The sequence below is a fragment of the Enterobacter cloacae complex sp. I2 genome (assembly GCF_014896205.1).
Classification (GTDB): Bacteria; Pseudomonadota; Gammaproteobacteria; order Enterobacterales; family Enterobacteriaceae; genus Enterobacter; species Enterobacter quasihormaechei.
Genome location: NZ_JADBRA010000006.1, coordinates 34,637 through 50,361, shown reverse-complemented (window position 1 = coordinate 50,361; position 15,725 = coordinate 34,637). Strand labels below are relative to the sequence as shown.

Genomic DNA, 15,725 nt, shown 5'->3' with positions numbered 1-15,725 from the left:
TATAAACAGCCACTATTGTGGCACTTTCTCTTCGCCGCCGCAAAAAGAAAAGCCCGGCTTTACGACCGGGCTTCCAGATTACTGCGGGTTAGCAGGCTTGCGCGGGCGGCGTCGGCGCTGCCCCTCGCCTGCCGGTTTACCTTCACCGCTGCGCCACGGGTTTTCACCGGCCGGTTTGCTGTCGTTATTACGACGCGGCGGCTTGCCTGCGGATTTTGGCGCGCCGCCTTCGGAACGACGCGGCTGCTGGCCGCGACCGCCGCCGCCCTGACCGCGACCGCCACCCTGACGACCGTTCTGAATCGGCTCGGCTTTGATGGACGGGTCAACTTCATATCCCGGGGTTTCGATGCGCGGGATCTCTTTCTTCAGCAGGCGTTCAATGTCGCGCAGCAGTTTGTGTTCATCCACACAAACCAGAGAGAGCGCTTCACCGGTTGCCGCCGCGCGACCGGTACGGCCGATACGGTGTACGTAGTCTTCCGGCACGTTTGGCAGCTCGTAGTTCACCACGTGCGGCAGTTCTTCAATGTCCAGACCGCGGGCGGCGATGTCGGTCGCCACCAGCACGCGAATATCGCCAGATTTGAAGTCCGCCAGCGCGCGGGTACGCGCACCCTGGCTCTTGTTGCCGTGGATCGCCGCGCTGCGGATGCCGTCTTTATTCAGCTGTTCCGCCAGGTGGTTGGCGCCGTGCTTGGTGCGGGTAAAGACCAGTACCTGCTGCCAGTTGCCCTGGCCGATCATCTGGGAGAGCAGCTCCCGCTTGCGCTTCTTATCAACGAAGTGCACGTGCTGCGTCACCTGTTCGGAGGCGGTGTTGCGGCGCGCCACTTCCACTTCCAGCGGGTTATGCAGCAGCTTTTCCGCCAGCGCCTTGATCTCATCGGAGAAGGTCGCGGAGAACAGCAGGTTCTGGCGACGCGCCGGCAGCTTGGCCAGCACGCGGCGAATGTCGTGAATAAAGCCCATATCCAGCATGCGGTCGGCTTCGTCCAGCACCAGAATTTCAATGCTGTCGAGCTTCACCGCGTTCTGGTGCTCCAGATCCAGCAGACGACCCGGCGTTGCCACCAGTACGTCCACGCCGCCGCGCAGCTTCATCATCTGCGGGTTAATGCTCACCCCGCCGAACACCACCAGCGAGCGAATATTGAGGTAGCGGCTGTACTCACGCACGTTCTCACCAATCTGGGCCGCCAGCTCGCGGGTTGGGGTGAGGATCAGCGCGCGCACCGGACGGCGTCCTTTGGCGTGCGGCTGGTTTTTTACCAGCAGCTCAAGCAGCGGCAGGGTAAAGCCCGCAGTCTTACCGGTACCGGTCTGCGCGCTGGCCATCAGGTCACGGCCCTGCAACACGGCCGGAATGGCCTGCTGCTGGATAGGGGTTGGCTCAATGTAGCCCTGCTCTGCGATGGCGCGCAGAATTTCCGGGTTCAGACCAAGGGAATCAAAAGACATAAAAACTCCGAACCGCCCCGACCATCACAGGTGTAGTTTTCAGGGAGATATAACGAATAAGAGGACAAAAACCACAATGTCGCGAAGGTGCGGAGTGTAGCAGCTTTTGTGACGTGGCGCATAAAATATCCCCGGTGATGGCTCGACGTTTGCGGAAATCAGGCATAATCTTAATCAATCGATTGATTAATTTTTAATGACGCTATGAATACAACCCCAACGACGACCAAAGGCGAACAGGCGAAAAGTCAGCTGATTGCCGCCGCGCTGGCACAGTTTGGCGAGTATGGTCTGCATGCCACCACGCGGGATATCGCCGCCCAGGCCGGGCAGAATATTGCGGCCATTACCTACTATTTTGGTTCAAAAGAGGATTTATATCTCGCCTGCGCCCAGTGGATCGCGGATTTTATCGACACCAGCTTTCGTCCGCACGTGGAAGAGGCCACCGCGTTATTCAGCCAGCCAGAGCCGGACCGGGCGGCCATCCGCCAGCTGATCCTTAACGCCTGCCACAATATGATCCGCCTGCTGACGCACGACGATACGCTGAGCCTGAGCAAATTTATCTCCCGCGAGCAGCTCTCCCCCACCGCCGCCTACCAGCTGATGCACGATCAGGTGATCGCCCCGATGCATAGCCATCTGACCCGGCTGATCGCCGCCTATACCGGACGGGACGCCGGCGATACCGACACCATATTGCATACCCACGCCCTGCTGGGCGAAGTGCTCGCCTTCCGTCTGGGGCGCGAGACCATCCTCTTACGTACGGGCTGGACACAGTTCGATGAGGATAAAGCCGGGCAAATCAGCCAGGTCATTACCTGTCACGTTGATCTCATCCTGCAAGGCTTAACGCAAAGGAGCCATAAGTCATGAAAAAACCTGTCGCCATCATACTGGTGGTTGTTGTTTTGCTTGCTGCGGGAATCGGCGGCTGGCTGTGGTATCAGAGCCAGCAGGATCGCGGCCTGACGCTGTACGGCAACGTGGATATCCGCACCGTGAATATGAGCTTCCGCGTTGGCGGGCGTCTCGCCTCGCTGAGCGTTGACGAGGGCGACGCCATCAAAGCCGGGCAGACGCTGGGAATGCTGGACAAAGCCCCGTTTGAGAACGCGCTGATGCAGGCAAAAGCAGGCGTCTCCGTCGCCCAGGCGCAGTACGACCTGATGCTGGCGGGCTATCGTGACGAAGAGATCTCCCAGGCGGCGGCTGCCGTTAAGCAGGCCAAAGCCGCCTATGACTACGCGCAGAACTTCTACAACCGCCAGCAGGGGTTGTGGAAAAGCCGCACCATTTCCGCCAACGACCTGGAAAACGCGCGTTCATCCCGTGACCAGGCGCAGGCGACGCTGAAATCGGCACAGGATAAACTCAGCCAGTACCGCTCCGGTAACCGCGCGCAAGACATCGCCCAGGCGAAGGCCAGCCTCGAGCAGGCGCAGGCGCAGCTGGCTCAGGCGGAGCTGGATCTGCACGATACCACGCTCATCGCCCCGTCTGACGGCACGCTGATGACCCGCGCCGTGGAGCCTGGCAGCATGCTCAGCGCAGGCAGCACCGTGTTGACGCTGTCCTTAACCCGTCCGGTCTGGGTGCGGGCCTACATTGATGAACCGAATCTCGGCCAGATGCAGCCGGGCCGCGAGCTGCTGCTCTATACCGACGGTCGCCCGGACAAGCCGTATCACGGTAAAGTGGGCTTCGTCTCCCCTACCGCCGAATTCACGCCGAAGACCGTTGAAACGCCGGACCTGCGCACCGACCTGGTGTACCGCCTGCGCATCATCGTCACCGATGCGGACGACGCGCTGCGTCAGGGCATGCCTGTTACCGTGACCTTAAACGACGGGGAACGACATGAATGATGCGGTTATCCAGCTCAATAATCTGGTCAAACGTTTCCCGGGAATGGACAAACCGGCGGTCGCGCCGCTGAACTGCACCATTCAGAAAGGCTATGTGACCGGGCTGGTGGGGCCGGACGGCGCGGGTAAAACCACGCTGATGCGGATGCTGGCGGGCTTACTGAAGCCGGACGAGGGATCGGCCCGCGTGCTTGGCCTAGATCCGATCAAAGACGACGCGGCGCTCCACGGCATACTCGGCTATATGCCGCAGAAGTTTGGCCTGTACGAAGATCTGACGGTAATGGAAAACCTCAATCTGTATGCCGATCTGCGCAGCGTCACCGGCGAAACCCGGCAGAAAACCTTCGCCCGACTGCTCGAATTTACCTCCCTCGGCCCGTTCACCGACCGGCTGGCGGGCAAGCTTTCCGGCGGGATGAAGCAGAAGCTGGGGCTGGCCTGTACGCTGGTGGGCGAGCCAAAAGTGCTGCTGCTGGATGAACCCGGCGTGGGCGTGGACCCAATTTCCCGCCGCGAGCTGTGGCAGATGGTGCACGAGCTGGCGGGTGACGGCATGCTGATCCTCTGGAGCACCTCTTACCTTGATGAAGCGGAGCAGTGCCGCGACGTGCTGCTGATGAACGAAGGCGAACTGCTCTATCAGGGCGAGCCCACCGAGCTGACGCACACCATGGCCGGGCGCAGTTTTCTGCTGCATAGTCCGCAGGAGTCCAACCGCACGCTGCTGCAACGGGTGCTGAAGCTGCCGCAGATCAGCGACGGCATGATTCAGGGCCGCTCGGTGCGCGTGATCCTCAGCAAAGAGGCGACCGCCGAGAGTATCCGCCAGGCGCAGGGGATGCCTGAGATTGAGATGCAGGAAACCGCCCCGCGCTTTGAAGATGCGTTTATCGACCTTCTGGGCGGCGCGGGAACCTCAGAATCACCGCTTGGCGCCATTCTGCATACGGTGGAAGGCACGCCGGGCGAAACGGTCATCGAAGCGAAATCGCTGACCAAAAAATTCGGCGATTTCGCCGCCACCGATAACGTCAATTTTGCCGTGAAGCGCGGCGAGATTTTCGGCCTGCTCGGGCCGAACGGGGCGGGAAAATCCACCACCTTTAAAATGATGTGCGGCCTGCTGGTGCCGACGTCTGGCAAGGCGCTGGTGCTGGACATGGATCTTAAAGTCAGCTCCGGCAAGGCGCGCCAGCACCTGGGCTATATGGCGCAGAAGTTTTCGCTCTACGGCAACCTGACGGTTGAGCAAAATCTGCGCTTTTTCTCCGGCGTCTACGGCCTGCGGGGGCGGGCGCAGAACGAGAAAATCGACCGCATGTGCGAGGCCTTCGGCCTGACCGATATCGCGTCACACGCTACCGACGCGCTGCCGCTTGGCTTCAAGCAGCGGCTGGCGCTGGCCTGCTCACTGATGCACGAGCCGGATATCCTGTTTCTTGATGAACCCACGTCAGGCGTGGACCCCCTCACCCGCCGCGAGTTCTGGCTGCATATCAACAGCATGGTGGAAAAAGGCGTGACCGTGATGGTCACCACCCACTTTATGGATGAGGCGGAATACTGCGACCGCATCGGGCTGGTCTATCGCGGCAAGCTGATTGCCCACGGCACGCCGGACGACCTGAAAGCGCAGGCCGCCGACGACGCACAGCCAGACCCGACCATGGAGCAGGCGTTTATCACCCTCATCCACGACTGGGATAAGGAGAATGCTCATGCGCAGTAACGCCCTTTCCTGGCGCCGGGTGCGCGCCCTGTGCATCAAAGAGACGCGGCAGATCGTGCGCGATCCCAGCAGCTGGCTGATTGCGGTGGTGATCCCCCTGCTGCTGCTGTTTATCTTTGGCTACGGGATTAACCTCGACTCCAGCAAGCTGCGGATCGGGATTTTGCTGGAGCAGCAGAGCGAAGAGGCGCTGGACTTCACCCACGCCATGACCGGCTCGCCTTATATCGACGCCACCATCAGCGACAGCCGGCAGGAACTGATCCAGAAAATGCAGGCCGGGAAAATTCGCGGCCTGATCGTCATCCCGGTGGATTTCGCCGCCAACATGGCGCGCCCGGGCGCCGATGCGCCGATCCAGGTAATTACCGACGGCAGCGAGCCGAACACCGCCAACTTTGTGCAGGGCTATGCGGAGGGGATCTGGCAGCTGTGGCAGATGCAGCGCGCCGAAGACCGGGGGGAGACGTTTGAACCGCTGATTGACGTGCAGACGCGCTACTGGTTTAACCCCGCCGCCATCAGCCAGCACTTTATTATTCCGGGGGCGGTGACCATCATCATGACGGTGATTGGCGCGATCCTCACCTCGCTGGTCATCGCCCGCGAGTGGGAGCGCGGCACCATGGAGGCGCTGCTTTCAACCGAAGTGACGCGCGTCGAGCTTTTGCTCTGTAAGCTCATCCCCTACTACTTTCTCGGCATGCTGGCGATGCTGCTGTGCATGCTGGTCGCCGTCTTTATCCTTGGCGTGCCGTACCGCGGCTCGCTGGTGGTGCTGTTCTTTATTACCAGCCTGTTTTTACTCAGCACGCTGGGAATGGGCCTGTTAATTTCCACCATCACCCGCAACCAGTTTAACGCCGCGCAGGTGGCGCTGAACGCGGCTTTTCTGCCGTCGATTATGCTCTCCGGGTTTATCTTCCAGATAGACAGCATGCCGGCGGTGATCCGCGCCGTGACCTACATCATTCCGGCGCGCTACTTTGTCAGCACCCTGCAAAGCCTGTTTCTGGCGGGGAATATCCCGGTGGTACTGATTATCAACACCCTGTTTTTGCTGGCGTCGGCGGTGATGTTTATCGGCCTGACGTGGATGAAAACGAAAAGAAGATTAGATTAGCCATCGGATTTTGTAGGTCGGGTAAGCGCAAGCGCCACCCGACAGGAGGACGACGCGATGTTTCACCGTTTATGGACATTGATCCGCAAAGAGCTGCAATCGCTGCTGCGTGAGCCGCAGACCCGCGCCATTCTGGTGCTGCCGGTGCTGCTTCAGGTTGTACTGTTTCCGTTTGCCGCCACGCTGGAGGTCACCAACGCCACCATCGCGATTTACAACGAAGACAACGGCAAGCATTCCGTCGAGCTGACCCAGCGTTTCGCCCGTGCTAAGGCCTTTACTCATGTCCTGTTGCTGAAAAGCCCGCAGGCGATCCAGCCCACCATCGACACGCAGAAAGCGTTACTGCTGGTGCGCTTCCCGGCGGATTTCTCTCGTAACCTGGACACCTTCCAGACCGCGCCGATGCAGCTTATCCTCGACGGGCGCAACTCCAACAGCGCCCAGATTGCGGCAAACTACCTGCAACAGGTGGTGAAGGATTATCAGCAGGAGCTGATGACGGGCAAACCGAAGCCCAACAACAGCGAACTGGTGGTGCGCAACTGGTACAACCCGAATCTGGACTACAAATGGTTTGTGGTCCCGTCGCTTATCGCCATGATCACCACCATTGGCGTGATGATCGTCACCTCGCTGTCCGTAGCGCGCGAACGTGAACAGGGCACGCTGGATCAGCTGCTGGTCTCTCCGCTCGCCACCTGGCAAATATTTGTCGGCAAGGCGGTGCCGGCGCTGATCGTCGCCACCTTCCAGGCCACCATCGTGCTGGGCGTCGGGATTTGGGCCTACCAGATCCCGTTTGCCGGATCGCTGGCGCTGTTTTACTTCACGATGGTGATTTACGGCCTGTCGCTGGTCGGGTTTGGGCTGCTGATTTCCGCGCTCTGCTCAACCCAGCAGCAGGCGTTTATCGGGGTGTTTGTCTTTATGATGCCGGCGATTTTACTTTCAGGGTACGTTTCGCCTGTTGAGAACATGCCGGTGTGGTTACAGGATTTGACGTGGGTAAACCCGATTCGTCACTTCACGGATATCACCAAGCAAATCTATCTGAAGGATGCGAGTCTGGATATTGTGTGGGGAAGTTTGTGGCCGCTACTGGTCATCGCGGCCACAACGGGCTCAGTGGCCTATGCGATGTTTAGACGAAACATCGCGTAGCTTTTTCTCTTTGGTGAGCAACGACACCACTGCCGGCCCTGCGAGGATAGCCAGACCCGCCAGGGCCAGCAGCAGGTTATTTTGCAGCACGCGTGACAGCAGCCACAGGACGATCATTGCCGCACCAAAATACCAGGTCGTGGTGAGCTCTTCGAGCACATCACCCACTTCACGCCAGCGCGCGTCGTGGTGACGCTGTAAAAACAGCATCGACAGCACGGTCACGCCGTAAAGCACACATAGCCCTAAGCCCACACGCACCAGCGTGCCGCTCATCCAGCCCATTACAAGTACGGCCACGACCAGTAAATGCAACATTATCTGCCAGCAACTTAAACCGGTTGCGACACGAACGCGTTGTTGCCACTTCATGGCTTCTCTCCTGAAGGATTTTTCTCTGCTAGTTCAGACTACCGCACTTTACGGAAAATTCCGTAACGCCGCATCTTTTTGTGACGCCTACTACACTTTATTTTCATCGGGATAGTCACCCAGGAAGGTGTTTATGAGCAAAAAAACGCAGCATTTCTCACTCAAGGTGCTGACGATTAACATTCATAAGGGCTTCACAGCATTTAACCGCCGCTTCATTTTACCGGAGCTGCGCGACGCGGTACGCACCGTTAGCGCCGATATTGTCTGCCTTCAAGAGGTCATGGGCGCGCACGAGGTGCACCCGATGCATTTCGAAAACTGGCCCGACACGCCACACTACGAATTTCTGGCGGACACGATGTGGAGCGATTACGCGTACGGGCGCAATGCGGTCTACCCGGAGGGGCATCACGGTAACGCGGTGTTGTCGCGCTATCCGATTGAACATTATGAAAATCGCGACGTGTCGGTCGGCGAGAGCGAAAAGCGCGGGTTGCTTTACTGCCGCATCGCGCCGCCGGATCTTGATTTTCCCATTCACGTGGGCTGCGTTCACCTCGGCCTGCGTGAAGCCCACCGTCAGGCTCAGCTTCAGATGCTGGCCGAGTGGACGAATGCGCTGCCCGAGGGCGAACCCGTGGTGGTGGCCGGTGATTTTAACGACTGGCGTCAGCGCGCCAACCATCCGCTGAAGGTCAATGCGGGGCTGGAGGAGATTTTTACCCGCGCCCGCGGTCGGCCCGCGCGGACGTTTCCGGTGCGCTTCCCCCTGCTGCGCCTTGACCGCATCTACGTAAAAAATGCCCACGCCAGTAGCCCGACGGCGCTGGCCTTGCTCAACTGGCGACATCTCTCCGACCATGCCCCACTCAGCGCGGAGATCCACTTATGAAATGCACATGGCAGGAAGGTAACCGTATTACGCTGCTGGAAAATGGCGATAACTTTTATCCGGCGGTCTTTGAGGCAATAAGACACGCACAGCAGAAAGTATTCCTGGAAACGTTCATCTGGTTTGAAGACGACGTGGGCAGGCAGTTGCACAGCGCGCTGCTGCATGCCGCCCGTCGCGGTATAAAAATTGAGGTTCTGCTCGACGGGTATGGTTCGCCGGATCTGAGCGACGAATTTGTTAACGAACTCACCGCCGCAGGGGTAGTGTTCCGCTATTACGATCCCGGCCCGCGTCTGTTCGGCATGCGCACCAACCTGTTCCGCCGAATGCACCGCAAAATTGTGGTGGTGGACGAAACGGTGGCCTTCGTGGGCGGCATCAACTACTCCGCCGAGCATATGTCGGATTACGGCCCTGAGGCCAAGCAGGATTATGCGATCCGCATTGAGGGACCGGTGGTACAGGACATCCAGCTGTTCGTGCTGGAAAACTTACCCGGCAAAGAGGCCGCTCGCCGCTGGTGGCGACGCCGTCATCGCCCGGAAGAGAACCGCAAGCCCGGCGAGGCGCAGGCGCTGTTTGTCTGGCGGGATAACGAGGAGCACCGGGACGATATCGAACGTCATTACCTGAAGATGCTGGCGAACGCGAAGCGCGAGGTGATTATCGCCAACGCCTATTTCTTCCCCGGCTACCGGATTTTGCACGCCATGCGCAACGCGGCCCGACGCGGCGTGAGCGTGAAGCTCATCGTCCAGGGCGAGCCCGATATGCCGATTGTGAAGGTGGGCGCGCGTCTGCTCTATCGCTATCTGGTTAAAAGCGGCGTGCAGATCTATGAATATCGCCGCCGCCCGCTGCACGGCAAAGTGGCGGTGATGGATGACCACTGGGCGACCGTCGGCTCCAGTAACCTCGATCCGCTGAGCTTATCGCTCAACCTGGAAGCGAACCTGATTATCCACGATCGTCAGTTTAATCAGACCCTGCGCGATAACCTTCAGGGTCTGATCAATAAAGATTGCGTGCGGGTGGATGAATCCATGGTGCCGAAACGCAGCTGGTGGAACGTGGGCATCGGCGTGGTGGTGTTCCACTTCCTGCGCCACTTCCCGGCCATGGTGGGCTGGCTACCGGCGCATACGCCGAAACTGGCGCTGGTGGATCCGCCCGTGCAACCCGAAATGGAAACCCAGGACCGCGTAGAGGCGGAAGATGGAGGGAAAACCTGATGTCGAAATCTCATCCTCGCTGGCGGCTGGCGAAAAAAATCCTGACGTGGCTGTTCTTCATCGCCGTCGCGGTACTGCTGGTGGTGTACGCGCAAAAGGTAGACTGGGAAGAGGTGTGGAAAGTTATCCGCAACTACAACCGGACGGTGCTGCTGGGCGCCATTGGGCTGGTGATAGTAAGTTACCTGATGTACGGCTGCTATGACCTGTTAGGGCGCGCCTACTGCGGGCACAAGCTGGCAAAGCGGCAGGTCATGCTGGTGTCGTTCATCTGCTACGCCTTTAACCTGACGCTGAGCACCTGGGTGGGCGGGATTGGCATGCGCTATCGCCTGTACTCCCGCCTCGGATTGCCGGGCGGCACCATCACGCGCATTTTCTCGCTGAGTATTACCACCAACTGGCTGGGGTATATCCTGCTGGGCGGGGTGATTTTCACCATTGGCGTGGTACAGCTGCCTGCGCACTGGTACATCGATGAAGCGACGCTGCGCATTCTTGGCATCGTGCTGCTGTTGATTATCGCGGCCTACCTGTGGGCCTGCGCCTTTGCCAAACGTCGCCATATGACCATTAAAGGGCAGAAGCTGGTGCTGCCTTCATGGAAGTTTGCCGTTCTGCAAATGGTGGTATCCAGCGCCAACTGGATGGCGATGGGAGCCATTATCTGGTTGCTGATTGGGGAAGATGTGAATTACTTCTTCGTGCTGGGCGTGCTGCTGGTAAGCAGTATTGCCGGCGTGATTGTGCACATTCCGGCGGGGATTGGCGTACTGGAAGCGGTGTTTATCGCGCTGCTTGCGGGTGAGCATGTCTCTCAGGGAACGATTATCGCCGCCCTGCTCGCGTACCGCATGATCTACTATTTCCTGCCGCTGGCGCTGGCAACGGTCTGTTATCTGGTGCTGGAGAGTCGGGCGAAGAAGTTGCGCGCGAAGAATGAGAGGATGTTAGCGAAGTGAATAAGCCGGGTGGCGGCTTCGCCTTACCCGACCTACGGTTCGCCTTTCGTAGGCCGGGTAAGGCGAAGCCGCCACCCGGCATAACAATCCTAGCGACGGTTGCCGAAAATACGCAGCAGCATCAGGAACAGGTTGATGAAGTCCAGATAAAGCGTCAGCGCGCCCAGAATGGCGTGTTTGCGCAGGTTTGAACTGTCGCGAACATCAATTTGTTCACCAATGTTTTTCAGCTTCTGGGTGTCGTAGGCGGTTAAGCCAACGAAGATCACCACCCCGATATAGGTCACCGCCCACATCAGCGCTTCACTCTTCAGCCACAGATTCACCAGCGACGCCAGCACAATCCCGATCAGCCCCATGAACAGCATGCTGCCGAAACCGCTCAGATCGCGTTTCGTGGTGTAGCCGTACAGGCTCATCACGCCAAACATCCCGCCGGTTACCACAAACGTGCTGGCAATGGAGGAGTAGGTGTAGACGATGAAAATACTGGAGAGCGTCAGCCCGGTCAGCGCTGAATAGAGCATAAACAGCGTAGTCGCCATGCCCGCGCTGAGCTTGTGCACCAGCCCGGAGAGAACGAACACCAGCGCCAGCTGCGCAATGATCAGCCCAAAGAAGGTGATTTTGCTGGAGAAGACGAACATCATCAGTTCAGGCGTGTTTGCCGCATACCACGCGATAAACGCGGTAAGCAGCAAGCCGACCGTCATCCAGCCATACACCTGAGCCATGTAGGTTTGCAGCCCGCTACGGGTCTGCTGTACTATCGAATCGGAACGCGGAAATCGGTCCATGATTCACTCCTGATTAAGTAAACACACACGTTAAGACTAACACATCCTCATAAACCTGTTACCAGCGGCTGGCAGCCTGTTTGTCGCTGTCCCGCGATTCCACCCAGCGCTCGCCTTCCGGCGTCGCTTCACGCTTCCAGAACGGCGCTTTGGTTTTGAGGTAATCCATGATGAACTCCCCCGCCGCAAAGGCGCTTGTGCGGTGTGCGCTGGTGACGCCGACAAACACAATCTCTTCACCGGGCCACATTTCGCCGATGCGATGGATAACCGTCACGCGCCCCAGCGGCCAGCGGCCTCGCGCCTCTTCGACAATGGCCGCCAGCGATTTTTCGGTCATCCCCGGATAGTGCTCCAGCGTCAGCGCTTTTACGCTGTCGCCGAGATTATGATTGCGCACTTTCCCGGTAAACGTCACGACCGCGCCGTCTTCATCGCGCTCTGCCAGCCAGCTGTATTCGGTACCGACGCTAAAGCGTTCAGGGCCGACCAGAATTCGGGTGTCCGTCATCTTAACCCCCTGTGACCGGCGGGAAGAACGCCACTTCATCGCCGTCAGCCAGCGGGTGCGTAAATTCAACCAGCGTCTGATTCACGGCGGCCAGCAGCTTGCCTTCATCCAGCGCCAGCGCCCAGCGGTCGCCCTGCGCCGCCAGGTGCGCACGCAGGGCGGCGACGTCTGCAAAAGCGCCGTCCAGCGTCAGGCTGTCGGTATTGACCAGCTCACGGACATGGGCAAAAAAGAGCACCTTAATCATGGTTTTCCACCTTAAAATCACCGGATTTGCCGCCGCTTTTTGCCAGCAGACGCACCGGGCCAATCACCATATCTTTCTGTACCGCTTTACACATGTCGTAGATGGTGAGCGCCGCCACGGAGGCTGCCGTCAACGCCTCCATCTCCACGCCGGTTTTCCCGGTTAAGCGGCACAGAGACTCGATGCGCACGCGGTGATGCTCCGGCTGCGCCTGCAAATTCACTTCAACCTTGCTGAGCATCAGCGGATGACAGAGCGGGATGAGGTCCCAGGTACGCTTCGCGGCCTGAATACCGGCGATGCGGGCGGTCGCAAACACATCACCCTTGTGATGGCTGCCGTCGATAATCATCGCCAGCGTCTCCGGCAGCATGGTGACGAATGCTTCAGCACGCGCCTCGCGCACCGTTTCGGCCTTGGCGGAGACATCCACCATATGCGCTTCGCCAGCGGCGTTAATGTGGGTCAGTTGTGACATAGCTTATTTCTTTAAATGAGGATGGAAATTACACGGACGGGTGCGGGCATCCAGCTGCGGGGCAATAATATTTTCCCACGCGGTGCGGCAGGCTTTGGTCGAGCCCGGCATGGCGAAAATCAGCGTATTGTTCGCCATCCCCGCTACGGCACGGGACTGGAGCGTAGAGGTGCCAATCTCTTCAAACGAGAGCATGCGGAACACTTCGCCGAAGCCTTCCACTTCGCGATCGAACAGCGGAAGCAGCGCTTCTGGCGCCTGGTCGCCTGCGGTAAAGCCGGTGCCGCCGGTGATCAGCACCACCTGGACGTCGTCACTCGCAATCCACTGGGAAACCTGCGCGCGAATGGCGTAACGGTTCTCTTTGACGATCGCTTTATCAACAATCTGGTGTCCGGCTTCGTGTGCCGCCTCGCGCAGCCAGTGGCCGGAGGTATCATCCTCTTCACCACGACGATCGGAAACGGTAAGAATAGCAATGCGTGTCGGGATAAATTCCGCGCTTACCTGACTCATCTTCTGGTTCCTTCTAAAGCCTGATTACCCGCCGATATAGGACAGGTTCTGAGTAATGCCGGTGTTGCCCTGATGCAGGAAATGGGTCTGCTTTTTGTGCGTCAGCGCCTCGGAAATGCGTGCTTCAAGTGCGCCCTGTTGGGCATCGTCTTCCAGCAAATCGCGCAGTTCTACGCCGCCATCCCCGAACAGGCAGAGGTGCAGCTTACCAACCGATGAGACGCGCAGGCGGTTGCAGCTGGCACAGAAGTCTTTCTCATAGGGCATGATCAGGCCGATTTCGCCTTCGTAGTCCGGGTGACAAAAGACCTGCGCCGGGCCATCGCTGCGCTGGCGGATCTGGTGGATCCAGCCGCGTTTCAGCAGCTCGTCGCGCAGCACCATGCCGGAGATGTGATGCCGACGGAACAGATCGCTGCCCTCACCGGTCTCCATCAGCTCAATAAAACGCAGTTGAATGCGGCGTGGTTTGATCCACGCCAGGAAGGTGTCCAGCTGATGATGGTTCACGTCACGCATCAACACGGTATTGACTTTGACCTTATCGAAACCGGCGGTGAACGCGGCATCGATGCCGTCCATCACCTGGCGGAACTTGTCCTGGCCGGTAATCGCGTGGAACTGACGGGCGTCAAGGCTATCAACGCTGACGTTAATCGCCGTCAGACCCGCATCGCGCCAGTTCGCTACGTCACGCGCCATGCGGTAACCGTTGGTGGTCACCGCAATCTGGCGGATACGTTCGTTTTCACGCACGGCGGCGATGATGTCAGGGAAATCACGACGCAGGGAAGGCTCTCCCCCGGTCAGACGCACTTTTTCCGTACCGAGTTCCGAGAACGCACGCGTGACGCGGCGTACTTCATCCACGGAGAGAAAGCCGTTGTTGGTGACGCTGCCGGGCTTGTAGCCATCGGGCAGGCAGTAGGTGCAACGGAAGTTGCACACGTCGGTAATCGACAAACGTAAGTAGAAAAACTTACGCGCGAAAGCATCAGTAAGTTGTGAAGCCATGTACACCTTTCCAGATCGGGAGGCACAGTCATTTCTTTCTGTACCCTGGTGGCAAATCCGCCACGGCCAGGGCGCCATATCTCTCGACACAGGCGCCAGGGCTAGAGTGTATGTTTTCAGTTTTGAAAACGTGGTTATGGCGATAGTAGCGTGGAAATCGCCACTTCGCCATTGTCGCTTTTCGCTATATAATCTTATACATAACGATGTTATCGTGCATTTTCCCTACAGAATACGCAAAAACCGCGCTTTCGCATTGATATACGTCATTATGGATTGTGAGAGGCATCGTCTTTTAGGAGTAGTTGCGTTACTGTGACGCAAGCTAAACAGGATAAGGAATGGGTATGCGCAATCGCACTTTTGCGGATCTGGACCGCGTGGTCGCTCTTGGCGGGGGTCACGGTCTGGGACGGGTCATGTCGTCGTTATCGTCACTGGGCTCACGCCTGACGGGCATTGTGACAACAACGGATAACGGCGGCTCGACCGGGCGGATCCGACGTGCTGAAGGCGGGATCGCCTGGGGTGACATGCGCAACTGCCTTAACCAGCTCATTACGGAGCCCAGCGTGGCTTCAGCGATGTTTGAGTACCGTTTTGGCGGTAATGGCGAACTTTCCGGCCATAACCTTGGAAATCTGATGTTAAAGGCCCTGGACCACCTGAGCGTGCGCCCTCTGGAAGCGATCAATTTAATTCGTAACCTGCTTAAGGTGGATGCGTTTCTGATCCCGATGTCCGAACAGCCGGTAGATTTGATGGCGATCGATGCCGACGATCACGAAGTGTATGGTGAAGTGAATATCGACCAGCTTCTCCTGCCGCCGAAAGAGCTGATGACCTACCCCAGCGTACCCGCGACGCGGGAAGCGGTTGAAGCGATTGGTGAGGCCGATCTGATCCTGATTGGGCCGGGGAGTTTCTACACCAGCCTGATGCCGCTCCTGCTGGTCAAAGAGCTGGCGCAGGCGCTGCGCAGAACGCCTGCACCCATGGTCTATATCGGTAATTTAGGCCGCGAACTTAGCCCGGCGGCGGCGAGCCTGTCGCTGGCGGACAAGCTGAACCTGATGGAACAGTACGTCGGTAAGAAAATTATCGACGGTGTCGTGGTTGGGCCGAAAGTGGATGTGTCAGGGATTGGCGATCGCGTGGTGGTGCAGGAGCCGCTGGAAGCCAGCGATATTAAATATCGTCACGACCGCCACCTGCTGCGCGAGGCGCTGGAGAAAGCGATTCAGGAATTGGGTTAACAAAAACCCCGGTGGCGCTGCGCTTATCGGGGCTACAAAAGACGCGAAACCTGTAGGCCCGGTAAGCGCAGCGCCACCGGGCAAAAAA

At 58.5% G+C, this 15,725-nt stretch carries 17 protein-coding genes and 1 riboswitch; of the genes, 9 read left to right on the top strand and 8 right to left on the bottom strand.

Annotation, left to right across the window (positions count from 1 at the left end; genetic code table 11):
- Positions 1-78: 78 nt before the first annotated feature.
- Positions 79-1,461 (bottom strand): ATP-dependent RNA helicase RhlE, encoded by a 1,383-nt coding sequence (rhlE, locus tag IM300_RS06740; RefSeq protein WP_193035835.1) that lies wholly within the window; start codon positions 1,459-1,461, stop codon positions 79-81.
- A 204-nt stretch (positions 1,462-1,665) separates the two neighbouring features.
- Between rhlE and cecR the strand changes: the two genes are divergently transcribed.
- From cecR to IM300_RS06715, 5 genes are read left to right on the top strand one after another with little or no spacing between them, the layout of a single operon-like run.
- Positions 1,666-2,343, top strand: coding sequence for a transcriptional regulator CecR (gene cecR / locus IM300_RS06735; protein WP_193035833.1), 678 nt, complete (start codon positions 1,666-1,668; stop codon positions 2,341-2,343).
- Complete coding sequence (gene hlyD / locus IM300_RS06730) at positions 2,340-3,335, top strand: secretion protein HlyD (protein ID WP_107534968.1); 996 nt, start codon at positions 2,340-2,342, stop codon at positions 3,333-3,335. Before cecR ends, hlyD begins: the two co-directional genes overlap by 4 nt.
- Positions 3,328-5,067, top strand: coding sequence for an ATP-binding cassette domain-containing protein (locus tag IM300_RS06725; protein WP_107534967.1), 1,740 nt, complete (start codon positions 3,328-3,330; stop codon positions 5,065-5,067). The genes hlyD and IM300_RS06725 overlap by 8 nt, the downstream gene beginning before the upstream one ends.
- Positions 5,057-6,190 carry an ABC transporter permease gene (locus IM300_RS06720; RefSeq protein WP_193035831.1) on the top strand — a complete coding sequence of 378 codons (1,134 nt, stop codon included), beginning with the start codon at positions 5,057-5,059 and terminating at the stop codon, positions 6,188-6,190. The genes IM300_RS06725 and IM300_RS06720 overlap by 11 nt, the downstream gene beginning before the upstream one ends.
- A gap of 57 nt (positions 6,191-6,247) precedes the next feature.
- Complete coding sequence (locus IM300_RS06715) at positions 6,248-7,354, top strand: ABC transporter permease (RefSeq protein WP_063866159.1); 1,107 nt, start codon at positions 6,248-6,250, stop codon at positions 7,352-7,354.
- Here IM300_RS06715 and IM300_RS06710 read toward each other — a convergent pair.
- Positions 7,316-7,726 (bottom strand): YbhQ family protein, encoded by a 411-nt coding sequence (locus tag IM300_RS06710; protein ID WP_006809522.1) that lies wholly within the window; start codon positions 7,724-7,726, stop codon positions 7,316-7,318. The genes IM300_RS06715 and IM300_RS06710 overlap by 39 nt on opposite strands.
- Positions 7,727-7,859: 133 nt before the next feature.
- On the opposite strand from IM300_RS06710, the gene IM300_RS06705 reads away from it, so the two are divergent.
- From IM300_RS06705 to IM300_RS06695, 3 genes are read left to right on the top strand one after another with little or no spacing between them, the layout of a single operon-like run.
- Positions 7,860-8,621, top strand: coding sequence for an endonuclease/exonuclease/phosphatase family protein (locus IM300_RS06705; RefSeq protein WP_107534966.1), 762 nt, complete (start codon positions 7,860-7,862; stop codon positions 8,619-8,621).
- Positions 8,618-9,856, top strand: a complete 1,239-nt coding sequence (gene clsB / locus IM300_RS06700; protein ID WP_193035829.1) for a cardiolipin synthase ClsB — start codon at positions 8,618-8,620, stop codon at positions 9,854-9,856. Before IM300_RS06705 ends, clsB begins: the two co-directional genes overlap by 4 nt.
- Entirely contained in the window at positions 9,856-10,818 is a 963-nt protein-coding gene (locus tag IM300_RS06695) for a YbhN family protein (protein WP_193035827.1), read from the top strand. Before clsB ends, IM300_RS06695 begins: the two co-directional genes overlap by 1 nt.
- Before the next feature lie 89 nt (positions 10,819-10,907).
- Here IM300_RS06695 and IM300_RS06690 read toward each other — a convergent pair whose 3' ends face one another.
- The 6 genes from IM300_RS06690 to moaA form a co-directional block, all read right to left on the bottom strand.
- Complete coding sequence (locus IM300_RS06690) at positions 10,908-11,615, bottom strand: Bax inhibitor-1/YccA family protein (protein ID WP_063866155.1); 708 nt, start codon at positions 11,613-11,615, stop codon at positions 10,908-10,910.
- A gap of 58 nt (positions 11,616-11,673) precedes the next feature.
- Entirely contained in the window at positions 11,674-12,126 is a 453-nt protein-coding gene (moaE, locus tag IM300_RS06685; protein WP_107534963.1) for a molybdopterin synthase catalytic subunit MoaE, read from the bottom strand.
- Position 12,127: 1 nt separating this feature from the next.
- Positions 12,128-12,373, bottom strand: coding sequence for a molybdopterin synthase sulfur carrier subunit (moaD, locus tag IM300_RS06680; protein WP_193035825.1), 246 nt, complete (start codon positions 12,371-12,373; stop codon positions 12,128-12,130).
- Positions 12,366-12,851 carry a cyclic pyranopterin monophosphate synthase MoaC gene (gene moaC / locus IM300_RS06675; RefSeq protein ID WP_063449301.1) on the bottom strand — a complete coding sequence of 162 codons (486 nt, stop codon included), beginning with the start codon at positions 12,849-12,851 and terminating at the stop codon, positions 12,366-12,368. The genes moaD and moaC overlap by 8 nt, the downstream gene beginning before the upstream one ends.
- 3 nt (positions 12,852-12,854) lie before the next feature.
- Complete coding sequence (gene moaB / locus IM300_RS06670; RefSeq protein ID WP_063449302.1) at positions 12,855-13,367, bottom strand: molybdenum cofactor biosynthesis protein B; 513 nt, start codon at positions 13,365-13,367, stop codon at positions 12,855-12,857.
- A gap of 24 nt (positions 13,368-13,391) precedes the next feature.
- The gene (moaA, locus tag IM300_RS06665; protein WP_063866152.1) at positions 13,392-14,381 is read right to left on the bottom strand and encodes a GTP 3',8-cyclase MoaA; all 990 of its coding nucleotides are present in this window, start codon (positions 14,379-14,381) and stop codon (positions 13,392-13,394) included.
- Positions 14,369-14,502: riboswitch (molybdenum cofactor riboswitch) on the bottom strand. Its footprint overlaps the gene before it by 13 nt.
- 226 nt (positions 14,503-14,728) lie before the next feature.
- Between moaA and yvcK the strand changes: the two genes are divergently transcribed.
- The gene (gene yvcK / locus IM300_RS06660) at positions 14,729-15,637 is read left to right on the top strand and encodes a uridine diphosphate-N-acetylglucosamine-binding protein YvcK (protein ID WP_063866505.1); all 909 of its coding nucleotides are present in this window, start codon (positions 14,729-14,731) and stop codon (positions 15,635-15,637) included.
- The last annotated feature ends 88 nt before the right edge of the window (positions 15,638-15,725 follow it).

Bases quoted from the DNA above. Each gene is read 5' to 3' on its own strand.
- rhlE (WP_193035835.1), bottom strand. From the start codon at position 1,461: ATGTCTTTTGATTCCCTTGGTCTGAACCCGGAAATTCTGCGCGCCATC.
- cecR (WP_193035833.1), top strand. From the start codon at position 1,666: ATGAATACAACCCCAACGACGACCAAAGGCGAACAGGCGAAAAGTCAG.
- hlyD (WP_107534968.1), top strand. From the start codon at position 2,340: ATGAAAAAACCTGTCGCCATCATACTGGTGGTTGTTGTTTTGCTTGCT.
- IM300_RS06725 (WP_107534967.1), top strand. From the start codon at position 3,328: ATGAATGATGCGGTTATCCAGCTCAATAATCTGGTCAAACGTTTCCCG.
- IM300_RS06720 (WP_193035831.1), top strand. From the start codon at position 5,057: ATGCGCAGTAACGCCCTTTCCTGGCGCCGGGTGCGCGCCCTGTGCATC.
- IM300_RS06715 (WP_063866159.1), top strand. From the start codon at position 6,248: ATGTTTCACCGTTTATGGACATTGATCCGCAAAGAGCTGCAATCGCTG.
- IM300_RS06710 (WP_006809522.1), bottom strand. From the start codon at position 7,726: ATGAAGTGGCAACAACGCGTTCGTGTCGCAACCGGTTTAAGTTGCTGG.
- IM300_RS06705 (WP_107534966.1), top strand. From the start codon at position 7,860: ATGAGCAAAAAAACGCAGCATTTCTCACTCAAGGTGCTGACGATTAAC.
- clsB (WP_193035829.1), top strand. From the start codon at position 8,618: ATGAAATGCACATGGCAGGAAGGTAACCGTATTACGCTGCTGGAAAAT.
- IM300_RS06695 (WP_193035827.1), top strand. From the start codon at position 9,856: ATGTCGAAATCTCATCCTCGCTGGCGGCTGGCGAAAAAAATCCTGACG.
- IM300_RS06690 (WP_063866155.1), bottom strand. From the start codon at position 11,615: ATGGACCGATTTCCGCGTTCCGATTCGATAGTACAGCAGACCCGTAGC.
- moaE (WP_107534963.1), bottom strand. From the start codon at position 12,126: ATGACGGACACCCGAATTCTGGTCGGCCCTGAACGCTTTAGCGTCGGT.
- moaD (WP_193035825.1), bottom strand. From the start codon at position 12,373: ATGATTAAGGTGCTCTTTTTTGCCCATGTCCGTGAGCTGGTCAATACC.
- moaC (WP_063449301.1), bottom strand. From the start codon at position 12,851: ATGTCACAACTGACCCACATTAACGCCGCTGGCGAAGCGCATATGGTG.
- moaB (WP_063449302.1), bottom strand. From the start codon at position 13,367: ATGAGTCAGGTAAGCGCGGAATTTATCCCGACACGCATTGCTATTCTT.
- moaA (WP_063866152.1), bottom strand. From the start codon at position 14,381: ATGGCTTCACAACTTACTGATGCTTTCGCGCGTAAGTTTTTCTACTTA.
- yvcK (WP_063866505.1), top strand. From the start codon at position 14,729: ATGCGCAATCGCACTTTTGCGGATCTGGACCGCGTGGTCGCTCTTGGC.